This is a genomic window from Paenibacillus sp. FSL R5-0887 (assembly GCF_038002305.1).
In the GTDB taxonomy this organism is placed as follows: Bacteria; Bacillota; Bacilli; order Paenibacillales; family Paenibacillaceae; genus Paenibacillus_AQ; species Paenibacillus_AQ odorifer.
Window position 1 is genome coordinate 196152 of record NZ_JBBOCE010000002.1, and the last position, 12805, is coordinate 208956.

Genomic DNA, 12805 nt, shown 5'->3' on the forward strand with positions numbered 1-12805 from the left:
CAGCTAGGTCCGTAAGACTCCCGAGGACGGTCGACGGATTAGATTACGGGTGCGAACAGTGATTGATGAGGTGCGATCAGCGGCAGTGAGGTACGGTCAGCGGCAGTGAGGTACGGTCAGCGGCAGTGATGTTCGGTCAGCGGCAGCGGAGGTTCGCCAGCGGCAGCGGAGGTTCGCCAGCGGCAGCGGAGGTTCGCCAGCGGCGCGGAGGTTCGCCAGCGGCGCGGAGGTTCGCCAGCGGCGGCTGGAGGTTCGCCAGCGGCAGCGGAGGTTCGCCAGCGGCAGCGGAGGTTCGCCAGCGGCAGCGGAGGTTCGCCAGCGGCAGCGGAGGTTCGCCAGCGGCGGGAGGTTCGCCAGCGGCAGCTGGAGGTTCGCCAGCGGCAGCGGAGGGGTTCGCCAGCGGCAGCGGAGGTTCGCCAGCGGCGGGAGGTTCGCCAGCGGCGCTGGAGGTTCGCCAGCGGCGGCGGAGGTTCGCCAGCGGCGCTGGAGGTTCGCCAGCGGCGCGGGAGGTTCGCCAGCAGCTGGAGGTTCGCCAGCGGCAGCGGAGGTTCGCCAGCGGCAGCGAAACCTTGGGATGAGAACGACCGAAAAGTATAGCAAGAGGAGCAAGTCACACTAGACCATAAACACAAAAAAGCGAATCCTCCATAACGGAGGATTCGCTTCTTTGACATTCTATTGCGACTTCTAGAATAAAGACAAATGGTCTCTTTCCGTAGAAGAATTTACTTACAAAGCCATTTTATAAATCTCAACTACATCTTCACGCTCAAGCTTGCGGAAATTACCAAATGCTCCGAAACGAACAGCCTTGTCAGCCATACTGCCGATCTCGCTGTCATCAATATCATAATCTCCGAGCGTCTTCGGCGCACCGATGGAATCCCAGAAATTACGCAGAGCCTCAATACCCTCCAGCCCGATTTCTTCATCAGTCTTGCCAGCAGGATCAACTCCGAACACATTTACTGCAAGCTGACGGAAACGCGCAGGGTTTGTGCTGAGGTTATATTTCATCCATTGCGGGAACAAAATCGCCAAACCTCCACCATGTGGAATATCGTAAACAGCCGACACTGCATGCTCGATATTATGAGTCGCCCAATCTCCGGCAAAACCCATGCTGACCATTCCGTTAAGCGCCATCGTACCGCAGTACATAATGGTCTCACGCAGCTCGTAGTTGTTCAGATCTTCGATAAGCTTCGGCGCGGTTTCAATTACAGTGCGCAGCAAAGTTTCACAGAACCCGTCTTGTACCGGTGTATTGCCGTCTGTATGGAAATAGTGCTCCAGTACATGTGACATGATGTCCACCATGCCATAAACGGTCTGATCACGTGGCAGAGAAAAAGTGTTCTCTGGATCAAGAATCGAGAATGCCGGGTAGGCATGCACGCTGCCCCAGCCCATTTTTTCCTTAGTAACCTCGTTTGTGATTACGGAGCCATTATTCATTTCGGAACCCGTAGCAGCCATTGTCAGCACTGTACCCAGTGGAAGCGCGTCTTGAGCCGCTGCTTTACGCTCTACAAAGTCCCACATATCACCATCATATTTCGCTCCAACAGCAACAGCTTTTGCGCAGTCCAATACGCTTCCGCCCCCTACTGCAAGAACCAGGTCAATATTATGCTCCCGGCACAGCTCTACGCCTTTATGTACTGTGGAAAGACGTGGATTGGGTTCTACTCCAGAGAGTTCAGTCACTGTAGCGCCTATTGAACTCAGCTCAGCAACTACTTTATCGTACAGACCACTGCGCTTGATACTGCCGCCACCGTACATCAAAAGCACATTTTTACCGTACTTAGGAACCTCCGTCTTCAAGGCTTCAAGGGTACCCTGTCCAAAAATCAGCTTGGTAGGATTATAAAATTCAAATTTACGCATATGTGTAAACCTCCAGTAGTTAATTCATAATGTCTTACTCCTTCGTATTATAAACCTCTGGTTACCCGCATTCAAATTAGGTGGCTGGGTTTCGTCATTCCGAATAAAAAAAGATGCCCCAAGCCCATAGGCTTGAGGTCATCCTTAAATCCAAATTCACTTACTACAAAGCGCCGAAGCTTGTTACGAAACGGCGGAAAGCCGCTTGACCTTCTGGAGTCCGTTTGTAAACGCCAGCGTGTTCAAGAATATGCGTAAACTTGATGCCAACTTCGTTCTGCACAATCTTGAGCGCTTCCTCGTGTTGCAGTGCAGTTCCGAATCGCTCCACCAGCTCCTGAATCCAAGCCGCATGCTGCGCAAGAGAATGACTAGGGTCATTCTTCACCGCTTCTAACAGCGCTTGATCTCCTGCAAGAATACCTGCGATGGAATCGAGTTCTTCCTTCAAACGGCCCGGCAGAATCGCCAGTCCCATAACTTCGATCAAGCCGATGTTTTCTTTCTTGATATGATGCATTTCCCGGTGCGGATGAAAAATCCCTTCAGGATATTGCTCATTAGTCCGGTTATTCCGCAGCACAAGATCCATCTCGAAGCTGCCGTCCTCGGCCCGGCGGACGATAGGAGTAACAGTATTATGAGGTTGTACTTCACCGTCAACCTCACTAAAGGCTAGCACTTCCGCCTCTGGATCGCTGTAGGCTTTCCAAGCTTCATAAAGCGCATTTCCGCATTCCAATAGAACCGCAGGATCTTCTCCATTTAAGCGCAATACGGACATCGGCCATTTTACGATATTAATGCTGACACCCGGATAAGAAGCATGTGTAAATGTATCTTCCTTAGGCGCTTTTTGAATCGGGAATGTGTGGCGTCCGCCCTGAAAATGGTCATGCGTCAGAATAGAGCCGCCAACAATCGGTAAGTCTGCATTGGAGCCAATAAAATAATGCGGGAATGATTCCACGAAGCTAAGCAGCCGCTTCAAGGTATCCTTGGTAAGCTTCATTGGCACATGATCATGATGGAATACAATACAGTGCTCATTGTAGTAAACATATGGCGAGTATTGGAAGAACCATTTTTCATTATTCAGGTTAAGCGGAATGATACGCAGGTTCTGGCGCGGCGGATGATTGATCCGTCCGGCATAACCTACATTCTCACGGCACAGCAGACATTTCGGATAGACTGGCGGCGGGAGCAGCCGAGCCATTGCGATTTCCTTCGGATTTTTCTCAGGCTTGGACAAATTGATCGTCATTTCAATGTCTCCGTACGGCGAATCCTGCAGCCAGTAGACATTCTTCGAGATCCGATCCATCCGAATATAGTTCGAATCAATGCTCAATTTATAAAAACGATCTGTAGCCGCGGAGATGCCTTTTTCAGCGGTCAGACTATAGAACTCAGCATTTACATCCGAAGGACGGGCCATGAGAAGTCCCATAATCTTGGCATCCAGCAAGTCACGGTAAGTGTCACTATTCTCTGGGATCAATCCGATTTCAAAACCATAATCAATCAGTGCATCGAGTGGAGCCTGCGGCCCTTCCAATGGACTTTGATCGATGTCACCTACATGCGGCTCACTGAAACCGAACTGTTCGAGCAGCACATTACGGCTATAATCTTCATCGGATGGAGCTATAAGCTGCTGGCGCAGTGCGAACAGAACAAGCTGCTCAATCGCATGTAATGCTTTCTGGCCAGCAGGTGTAATCTTATTCTCGTTGTGCATTTTAATTCTCCTTAAGTAGGGTCTCAAGTTCAAGATAAGCTAACCTAAAGTCCCTTATTCTCCGTATCCTTGCGGATTGGCAGAGTGCCAGTTCCATGCACTTTGAATGATATCTTCCAAATCTGCATGCTGCGGGTTCCATCCAAGGACGCTACGCGCTTTGTCAGAGGAAGCTACCAGCACAGCCGGATCGCCGGCACGGCGTTCTTGAATGACTACAGGAATTTCAAGTCCAGTAACCTTCTTCGCCGTTTCAATCACCTGTTTTACCGAGAATCCAAGTCCATTGCCCAGGTTGAAAATATTGCTGCTGCTTCCGCTGCGCAGGTAAGTTACCGCACGAACATGGGCGTCAGCCAGATCGCTGACATGGATGTAGTCGCGCACACAAGTACCGTCTTCTGTAGGATAGTCATCTCCGAAAACTGCGATACTGTCACGTTGCTTCAAGGCCGTTTGCAATACCAGCGGCACCAAATGACTTTCTGGACGATGGTCTTCACCGATTTTGCCACTGGCATGTGCGCCAGCTGCATTGAAGTAACGCAATGCTACGTATTTGATGCCCAGTACTTTATCAAACCAAGCCATCATCCGTTCCATGGTCAGCTTAGTTTCTCCATACACATTGGCTGGTTCAGTGCGGTCTGTTTCTTCAATCGGCACCTTTTCCGGTTCGCCGTAGGTTGCGGCTGTGGACGAGAATACGATCTTGTTCACGCCCGCTTTTTGCATAGCTTCTAGAAGACACTGTGTACCATATACGTTGTTGTCGTAATATTTTACAGGGTCCTTCATGCTTTCTCCGACCAAAGAGCTTGCAGCAAAATGGATAACCGCTTCAATCTCATTTTCAGCGAACAGCTTACCCAGCAGTTCTTTATCACGCAGATCACCTTCGTACAGCTTGCCACCCAGCAACGCCTCACGATGCCCTGTTAGCAGATTGTCGAGGACCACCACTTCTTCGCCACGATCCAGCAGCTCCGCTACAGTATGAGACCCAATATACCCTGCTCCACCTGTTACTAAAATCGCCATCTGATTACACTCCCTTCAATTCTTGGACACCATTACCGATGCCGCAAACGTAGAACTCGCCAACCAAACCAGATCTTGTGGTATAGGCTTCACCAACTTCACGAATAAAACGTTCTATATCATCTTCATGTACCAAAGATACTGTACAGCCTCCGAAACCCGCGCCAGTCATACGGGAACCGAGTGTACCTGGGATGCGCCCAGCTTCTTCAACCATAATATCAAGCTCTGCACAGCTAACTTCATACAAATCGCGCAAGGACGCATGCGAATCATTCATGAACTGTCCAAACTGCTTCAGATCATTGTTTTTTAATACCTCAACGGAATCTAGCACGCGTTGATTCTCTTCCACAACATGGCGAGCGCGGCGTCTTACAATTTCGTCTGTGATTTTATCTTGATGTGCTTCGAACTGTTCACGATTAAGCTGTGCCAGATAAGCTAGTGAAGGCACTTCTTTTTGCAAAATAGCCAATGCCTCATCACACTGCTGACGGCGTTCATTGTACTTGGAATCTACAAGCCCTCTGCGTTTGTTCGTGTTGCCGATAACCAATTTGTATGAACCTGTGATGAACGGTACCAAATTGTACTCAAGTGTGTCGCACATCAGCAGGATCGCATGATCGCGTTTGCCGTTAGCAACTGCGAACTGATCCATAATTCCGGAGTTTACACCTACGTACTGGTTCTCAGCACGCTGGGACAAAAGTGCAATCTCAACAGTGTCTGTATCGCCACCTTCGAGAGTCAGGAACGCATAAGCAGTAACGACTTCAAGAGAGGCCGAGGAGGACAAGCCTGCTCCATTCGGAATATCGCCATGGAACAGCAGATCGTACCCTTTGGATACTGGTGTGCTTTTCTTATCCAGCTCAACCATTACCCCAATCGGATAGTCAATCCATTCACCCGTTTTGGCCTTGCCAATTTCGCTATAATCAATAGAAGCTTCGTAAGGAAAATTAGTTGATGCAAAATTCACTTTGCTGTCACTACGTGGACGCACAATCAGCGTTGTACCGAATTCCAAAGCTGCGGGAAGTACATACCCGCCGTTATAATCCAAGTGCTCTCCGATGAGATTGACACGACCTGGTGCATAAAACACCTTAGCCTCTTCCCCGCTCACCCCATATTTTTCAATAAATTTGTTATTAAGTTCCTGTATGCTCATTAATGCCACTCCATCCTTTCGCTGCTTCAGCCAGTGGGAATTAGTAAAGCGTTCTTTATGTACTCATTATAATAGATTCATTCATCCTCTGATAATGCAATCATGTGTGTAATGTATGGATAAATGTGACTTCCCATAATATAATAATTACATATATTACTGTTACTCTCTAAACTATAAGCCATTAAATGACATTAACACAAGAAAGGCTGTCCCAAATGGAGCATACTTATTCCGTAGGATCCAATCCAGTGTATTACGATAAACAGAACCTTCATGTACTGTTTGCCGGCCAGAGTCAGACCCTGCCCATGCATCAAGCTGGACCCAAGATCTATGATTATTATCTGCTGCATTTCATAGAATCTGGCTCGGGCGTTTTCCGTACAGAACATCATAAATATGAGTTGGGTAAAGGGGACTGCTTCTTGATCCATCCGGGACAATTAGTCAGTTACGTCTCGGATAAAGACCAGCCCTGGTGCTATCGCTGGGCAGCTTTTACTGGCAGCGAAGCTGACGATCTGGTGCTGCAGACAGGGTTCACACCACAACAGCCTGTGGTGACTACAACAGGTGAAAGCCTCATTCCAGGTGCCCTATCCAGCATCATGCAAGCCTTCAACGCCAACAAAGAGAGTGCCCATCTGACTTCGCTTGGCTATCTCTATCTCGTTGTCGGCGAAGCAGCTGATTTGCTCTCTTCCTTCTCCCGTCTGCCCGGCGCAGAATCACAGGTTAAGCGTACTGTGAAGCAAATGATCCACTACATGGCTTCTCAATATGCGCACCCGGTCTCTATTGAACAAATGTGTGATACGCTGGGTTATAATCGAGCCTACCTGTCCCGTGTATTTAAGCAAGAGACCGGATTATCTCCGGTGACCTACTTGCTGAAGCTGCGGATTGAAAAGTCCAGACAACTGCTGCGTGAACGACCGGAGCTGTCCGTGGAACAGGTAGCAGCATCTGTGGGGCTCACCGATGCTTTATACTTCTCTCGCCAATTCAAACGGTTTTGTGCCCAGTCACCGACGGCTTACCGGATGACTACAACGAGACAAGCAGAGAAACCTGAACGTTAGTTTGCCCTTTAATCCATAAATCCATAAATCCACTATACAACAACAGCCCGCCTTCCTTAACGTAAGGAACCGGGCTGTTACTGTGTTCAATATGCTATAGTTCTGTCTTTAGAATCGTTTCAATCCGCTCTAACTCCTCCGGACTGAAATCAGGATTAGCTAAAGCAGCTATATTCTCTTCAATCTGATCCACTCTGCTTGCTCCAATCAGGGCAGAAGTAACCTTGCCACCCCGGAGTGTCCAAGCCAGTGCAAACTGAGCCAGACTCTGTCCTCGCGAAACCGCAAGCTGATTAAGTGCGCGAATCCTCCGCTGCACCTCCGGTGTAATCCGGCTCTCATTCAAGGCGGCAGACGGCTTGGCAGCTCTTGACCCTTCTGGAATACCATTCAAATATTTGTTGGTTAACAAGCCTTCAGCCAAGGGTGTAAAAGCGATGCTTCCTACACCACTATGTTCCAGTACATCCTGTAAGCCACCCTCAATCCAACGATCGAGCATAGAATAACTAGGCTGATGGATTAAGAGCGGTGTGCCCAGGCTTTTTAGAATACTGAGGGCTTCAGCCGTCTGCTCCGCATTATAGTTGGATAGTCCTATATATAAAGCTTTGCCAGAACGCACCGCATAATCCAGCGCCTGCATGGTTTCTTCAAGCGGTGTTTCCGGGTCTGGACGATGAGAGTAATAAATATCAACATAATCTAGGCCTAGCCGCTTCAGGCTCTGATCCAGACTAGCCAGCATATATTTACGTGAACCCCATTCCCCATAAGGGCCGGGCCACATGTTATACCCTGCTTTTGTAGAAATCACTATTTCATCACGATAAGGATACATATCATTGGCAAGAACTTTACCGAACAGCTCTTCTGCTGAACCAGCTGGTGGACCATAGTTGTTGGCCAGATCAAAATGGGTAATTCCAAGATCAAAGGCACGAGTGATCATTTCTCTGCCGTTTTCGTAATTATCGATCCCACCAAAATTCTGCCATAATCCTAATGAGATTGCTGGGAGCTTGAGACCTGAGTTCCCGCAACGATTATAACGCATGTTGTCATACCGTTTATCGTCTGCTACATATACCATTGCTTATCCCTGCCTCTCATTACACGCTGTTGTGAGCCTACCTTATCTTTAAACTTCTGAGCGTAATAATAATCTGGCAAGAGAAACCAAAGGACAGCTTTTTCCTTCTAGCTTAATAGATCCTTGACACTGCCCATTACTTTTCCAATTCGATCTGTAATCAGCAGATCCGCTTGATCATCATAAGGTGTGGGATCTCCGTTCAGCAGCACCGTACGTTTGCCCCGGAAATAAGTCACCAAACTGGCCGCAGGCTGAACCGTTAGCGAGGTCCCACCAATAATAAGCATATCTGCAGAGGCAATCGCTGCTACAGAGCCCATAAGCACGGAGTGATCCAATTCTTCTTCATATAAAACCACATCCGGCTTGATAATTCCGCCACATTCCGGGCAGCGAGGAACGATCTCAGTCATTTCCAGCAGTTGATCCAGCCCGTAATACCGTGAGCAGTCCATACAATAGTTGCGATGGATCGAACCATGCAGCTCAAGGACACTACGGCTGCCCGCCTGCTGGTGCAGGCCGTCAATATTTTGCGTAATCACCGCTTTCAGCTTCCCCTGCTGTTCCAACTCCGCTAGTAGCTGATGCGCACCATTCGGACGGGCCTCTGGATGAATCATTTTACTGCGGTAAAAATCAAAAAAAATGTCCGGTGAGGACATAAAAAAAGTGCGGCTCAGCATCACTTCAGGTGGATAAGGTGAATTGTGCTGAGTTTGATATAATCCAGCTGCGGAGCGGAAATCAGGAATTCCACTCTCTGTAGACGTACCCGCCCCTCCGAAAAAAACGATATTGTCACTTTCTTTGATCCAAGAAGCAAGTGTCTGCAATTGATCCATGCTAAGTAGCACATCCTTTCCTTTTATTAGCTGATCAGTAAGTGATCCGAAGCTCATTGAAACCGGAAATGATTACATCTGCATCTATAAGATGCTCCCCATCACCACTGGCGGAAATCCCAATTGCGAGGCGAAGCCCTGCACCTTTACCTAATTGCATATCGGCATTACTGTCCCCAATAATAATCGTCTCTTCAGGCGAAAGCCCTAACTCCCGGCAGGCCAATTCAGCCATTTCAGGAGCTGGTTTTCCGTTTTTTACTCTGTCCCTAGTAACTACCGAATCAAAATAGCCTGCCACATTAAGCCATTCCAAATGCTCTCCGGTGGTCTTTGCCCCGTCGGAGGTAACCACGCCAAGCTTAAGGGATGCCGCAGAGCATTGCTCCAAAAAAGAATGAAGTCCCGCTAAAGGCTGTGCCATACGGCGTCGGCGTAATTCATACATCGCGTTTTTAGTTATGCTTTTCACACGGGTCAGCGCTTCATTCCAAGGAACTCCTGCTGCATATAGCTGCCATGCGAGTACACCGTAACTTTCTTCTTCTGTAGCCATGGTAAGCGGCCCCGCCGGGTCGTACCCTATTAACTTCCCTTGCGGATCATGTTGCGTACCCAGCACCTTGCTGCGCTCTACAATAAATCCCGCTCCCATGATCGCGAGTTGATCTTCCAGTCCACGCAGCACAAGCTCCGCCCAATTCCCCCAGGTGGCTAATAGATCGAGTAACGTCCCGTCTTTATCAAACAATATTCCGGAGCAGGGAACGCATTCATCGTTAATGTGTAATATGGGCATGAATTGTTTCCTCCCTCTGTTGAATGACCCGTAACTACCTCAGATTTCCCAGCCAATCCAACAGGGCACTTACTGTGCGACTCTGCTGTTCTTCCTCGGATATTGTGGCTTCGCCGTCCCCCTTCTGAGGCCCGTAGCTGCCAAATTGCGCATGATTCCCACCTATAATTGAACTATAAACTGTATTATCTGGCAGATAGGAGCGCCCTTTGTTGTAGCTGTCTCTGTCAATCACTTGATCCTCAGTACCCACAACCGATAACACTGACAAAGTAGTCTCTCGCAGACTTCCCTTTTCATCTGGATAAGAGGCTAAGAAAAATACACCTTCCAGCTGGTCCGTATGCTCAATTGCGTAACGCGAGGCCATGACACCCCCAAGTGAATGTCCACCCAGCACAAAAGATTGCTTCGGATGCACACGAATAATCTCTTCTGCGGCATCCCCCTTCGTTACGGCTAAATTAAACGGCATTTTGGCGATGTAGAAGGGATGCCCTGCAGCAGCGACGCTCTTCGCAAGAGGGGAATAGGCTTCCGGTTTAACCAAAGCCCCGGGATAAAAAATAATCGAGGCGCCTTTAGTAATGGAAGGTTCGAACGAGATCCAATTATCATTCTGTTCGACGGTAACTCCGCCACTTGAAATCAGTGCAGTTTCGGCTTCTTGAGCCGGTGCATATGGCGTTAAATACTTCCATATCAGCAACCCGGCTACCACTAAAATAATCAATACAAAAATAGCGACGCGACGCTTAGTTATTCTTCTCTTCAACATGTTCCACTCCCAGATGTTAATGCATATAAAAATTATAGTGGAATCCCTCTATTCTAACAACCTTCAACACATCGCCACATTTCGCACACATGATAACGCTTTCTATTGTGACTTAATTCACAATTAAATCAAAGAAAATCTAGTATTTTAAAATTAAATTAATTTGCATACAGCATAATTTGGAGGCTAAATCATGGTAGGGGAAAACTCGCTGGAAACGCGCGGAGAAACCTTTTTTCTCAACCTGCGTTTTATGCTTATTATCACTGTTTTTGCCGGTAATGCAATTGAACCTCTGATTAACAAAATGAGCGGAATACACGGATTATATATGTGGATTTTCAGCTTTCACATGCCGCTGTTCGTACTGGTGACCGGCTATTTCGCCAGAAAAAGCCTTGCCGGAACTACCGGCCGCAAAATGCTGCTGCAAATTGGATTGCAATACCTCATATTTCAAAGCTTATATTCCGCACTCGACGTTTCCCTCTTTCATGTAAGCAACATCCAGCATTCCATTTTCGCACCCTATCTGCTCCTATGGTTTCTGGCCAGTCATGCCTGCTGGCGCCTCCTGATGCTCGGTATGAGCAGATGGTCCATAACCGCTAAGTTCCTCTTCGCTGTAACAGCGGGGGTGGCTGTCGGATATCTCCAGCTGGACGGTGTATGGTTTAGCATCAGCCGTACCTTTGTATATTTGCCTTTTTTCATTATCGGCTATCATTTCTCCTTCGAAACCTTCGTCAAGCTCTATCAGAAATATATCAAAATCTTTGCAGCAGCCGCCTCCATTCTACTCCTTGCCATCATGGCCGCATGGGGGGCAGGATTTCCCTTTGGCTGGTTATATGGCAGCATGACCTATATGCAGCTTGATGCCAATGTATGGTATGCAGGCGTATACCGTCTGGGACTGTACGGACTACAAATTGTCGCTTCACTCGCTTTCCTCGGCCTCGTACCTTACGGAGCGAGCCGCATGACCGACTGGGGGCGCCGCACGTTGTATGTTTTCCTGCTTCATGGTTTTATCATTCGTCTGGCTGCCGTTTCCGGGATTTACACCTATATTGGCAATGCTGCTGGGGCAGTAGTCCTGCTGCTCACCGCCGTATTATTCACCGTATTGCTGGCTCAGCCGTCCGTTAAACGGCTCTTTCACCCGCTGGTTGAGCCGTCCGTTGACTGGATGATCACCCTTCAGCGTGCCGCCCTACGGCGCACACTCTAGCTTTACACCCAGAACAAACAAAGCAAGGCGGTTCCTTGGATACGAAGATTCGTTTCCGAGGAACCGCCTTGCTTTGTTCATCTCCTAAGCTAAAGTTCTACTTCATCCTGATCCATGGTATATTTTACCTTCATCATAATATGTTGTTCATAATCGCCAAACTGGCGCCCGAACAGGTTAAGTCCGCCTTGATGAACTGCATCAGGGTTGATTCCAATGCGCAGCCGCAATTTAGGGCTCCGGTTAATCAGAAGATCATTTAAGGAAACATTCGACACTTTCTCCATATCAAGTGTCGTCTTTTCATGGTCAACACGCCAGGTCTTGAGAAACCCGTATTGTGTAGATCCATCCCACCACCAGTTCGGATTCAGCTTGCCCCGCCGGTCACCGAAATCACCGGGACTGGTCCACATGCCGATCTCCGATCCATTCACCCATACAGAGATGTTCGAAGGCCAGTTCTGGTCATAATTCGGAGCTTCCGAACAGATCTCCATGGATAATTCCAGCGATTCAATTTGTGCTCCGGAGGGGATATCCATAGGCAGCAAATATTCCAGAAATCCTTTGCGGAGCCAGATCAGCTGAGCGTTGACATGTTTAGGGTGATAAAAGCTCGACGGTTCATCTTCTTTGATAATAAGACCCTCGCTATTAGCCATTCCGCAAGTAGGAGATACCTCACAGTCGCTATAATGGCCGATCGGCATCTCTACTTCATAGACATGAGTTAATCCCTTTGACATCGGTTCTTTCAAATTCAAGGCAATATGAAGATCATCATAATTCCGGCTGCAAACTTTCATTGCCCCGCGTGAAGCCGGAAGCAATTCTGTATGAATTAACTCTGCTGCTTCTAATACTTTAATATTGCTTGCTACCGTCGACACTGGAAGCTTCAGCCTCTCAGCGATTTCAATAATATTTAAGTTTTTGGAGTTTAAGAGCCGAAGAATATCAACCCTAGAACGAGTTGATAAAGCATGCGTTACTGTGACTAATTTTTCCGGGTCGTTTAAGCTAAGTTCCAGCACAAATCAGCTCTCCTTGTATCCTAATAATTATCCTAATCTTACTTCTTAATGAGATGAAAAACAATTACACCTA

Annotated in this window: 11 protein-coding genes; 2 read left to right on the plus strand and 9 right to left on the minus strand. The window is 48.1% G+C overall.

Annotated features, from left to right (window positions below):
* Positions 1-729: 729 nt before the first annotated feature.
* From MKY14_RS18915 to MKY14_RS18930, 4 genes are all read right to left on the minus strand, one after another.
* On the minus strand, positions 730-1893 hold the full coding sequence (locus MKY14_RS18915) for an iron-containing alcohol dehydrogenase (protein ID WP_076192845.1): 1164 nt from the start codon (positions 1891-1893) through the stop codon (positions 730-732).
* Between the two features lie 163 nt (positions 1894-2056).
* Positions 2057-3637, minus strand: a complete 1581-nt coding sequence (locus MKY14_RS18920; RefSeq protein ID WP_076192848.1) for a UDP-glucose--hexose-1-phosphate uridylyltransferase — start codon at positions 3635-3637, stop codon at positions 2057-2059.
* A 54-nt stretch (positions 3638-3691) separates the two neighbouring features.
* Positions 3692-4678, minus strand: a complete 987-nt coding sequence (gene galE, locus MKY14_RS18925; protein ID WP_076126362.1) for a UDP-glucose 4-epimerase GalE — start codon at positions 4676-4678, stop codon at positions 3692-3694.
* Positions 4679-4682: 4 nt separating this feature from the next.
* Complete coding sequence (locus MKY14_RS18930; RefSeq protein ID WP_076126360.1) at positions 4683-5858, minus strand: galactokinase; 1176 nt, start codon at positions 5856-5858, stop codon at positions 4683-4685.
* A gap of 218 nt (positions 5859-6076) precedes the next feature.
* On the opposite strand from MKY14_RS18930, the gene MKY14_RS18935 reads away from it, so the two are divergent.
* The gene (locus MKY14_RS18935) at positions 6077-6943 is read left to right on the plus strand and encodes an AraC family transcriptional regulator (RefSeq protein WP_340977105.1); all 867 of its coding nucleotides are present in this window, start codon (positions 6077-6079) and stop codon (positions 6941-6943) included.
* A 94-nt stretch (positions 6944-7037) separates the two neighbouring features.
* On the opposite strand, the gene mgrA is transcribed toward MKY14_RS18935, so the two are convergent.
* The 4 genes from mgrA to MKY14_RS18955 form a co-directional block, all read right to left on the minus strand.
* Positions 7038-8036 (minus strand): L-glyceraldehyde 3-phosphate reductase, encoded by a 999-nt coding sequence (gene mgrA / locus MKY14_RS18940; protein WP_076126356.1) that lies wholly within the window; start codon positions 8034-8036, stop codon positions 7038-7040.
* Between the two features lie 107 nt (positions 8037-8143).
* Positions 8144-8884, minus strand: a complete 741-nt coding sequence (locus MKY14_RS18945; protein WP_076134068.1) for an NAD-dependent protein deacylase — start codon at positions 8882-8884, stop codon at positions 8144-8146.
* Positions 8885-8918: 34 nt separating this feature from the next.
* Positions 8919-9683 carry an HAD family hydrolase gene (locus MKY14_RS18950; protein ID WP_076126352.1) on the minus strand — a complete coding sequence of 255 codons (765 nt, stop codon included), beginning with the start codon at positions 9681-9683 and terminating at the stop codon, positions 8919-8921.
* Between the two features lie 34 nt (positions 9684-9717).
* Positions 9718-10461, minus strand: a complete 744-nt coding sequence (locus MKY14_RS18955) for an alpha/beta hydrolase (protein ID WP_076126350.1) — start codon at positions 10459-10461, stop codon at positions 9718-9720.
* Between the two features lie 193 nt (positions 10462-10654).
* On the opposite strand from MKY14_RS18955, the gene MKY14_RS18960 reads away from it, so the two are divergent.
* The gene (locus MKY14_RS18960; protein ID WP_076308701.1) at positions 10655-11695 is read left to right on the plus strand and encodes an acyltransferase family protein; all 1041 of its coding nucleotides are present in this window, start codon (positions 10655-10657) and stop codon (positions 11693-11695) included.
* An 89-nt stretch (positions 11696-11784) separates the two neighbouring features.
* On the opposite strand, the gene MKY14_RS18965 is transcribed toward MKY14_RS18960, so the two are convergent.
* Entirely contained in the window at positions 11785-12732 is a 948-nt protein-coding gene (locus tag MKY14_RS18965) for an ArsR/SmtB family transcription factor (RefSeq protein ID WP_076126345.1), read from the minus strand.
* Positions 12733-12805: the final 73 nt, after the last annotated feature.

What these genes read in the sequence shown, in the direction of transcription:
- MKY14_RS18945 (WP_076134068.1), bottom strand. Translation starts at nt 8,884, where the DNA reads ATGGATCAATTGCAGACACTTGCTTCTTGGATCAAAGAAAGTGACAAT.
- MKY14_RS18960 (WP_076308701.1), top strand. Translation starts at nt 10,655, where the DNA reads ATGGTAGGGGAAAACTCGCTGGAAACGCGCGGAGAAACCTTTTTTCTC.
- MKY14_RS18930 (WP_076126360.1), bottom strand. Translation starts at nt 5,858, where the DNA reads ATGAGCATACAGGAACTTAATAACAAATTTATTGAAAAATATGGGGTG.
- MKY14_RS18935 (WP_340977105.1), top strand. Translation starts at nt 6,077, where the DNA reads ATGGAGCATACTTATTCCGTAGGATCCAATCCAGTGTATTACGATAAA.
- MKY14_RS18955 (WP_076126350.1), bottom strand. Translation starts at nt 10,461, where the DNA reads ATGTTGAAGAGAAGAATAACTAAGCGTCGCGTCGCTATTTTTGTATTG.
- MKY14_RS18915 (WP_076192845.1), bottom strand. Translation starts at nt 1,893, where the DNA reads ATGCGTAAATTTGAATTTTATAATCCTACCAAGCTGATTTTTGGACAG.
- MKY14_RS18950 (WP_076126352.1), bottom strand. Translation starts at nt 9,683, where the DNA reads ATGCCCATATTACACATTAACGATGAATGCGTTCCCTGCTCCGGAATA.
- MKY14_RS18920 (WP_076192848.1), bottom strand. Translation starts at nt 3,637, where the DNA reads ATGCACAACGAGAATAAGATTACACCTGCTGGCCAGAAAGCATTACAT.
- galE (WP_076126362.1), bottom strand. Translation starts at nt 4,678, where the DNA reads ATGGCGATTTTAGTAACAGGTGGAGCAGGGTATATTGGGTCTCATACT.
- mgrA (WP_076126356.1), bottom strand. Translation starts at nt 8,036, where the DNA reads ATGGTATATGTAGCAGACGATAAACGGTATGACAACATGCGTTATAAT.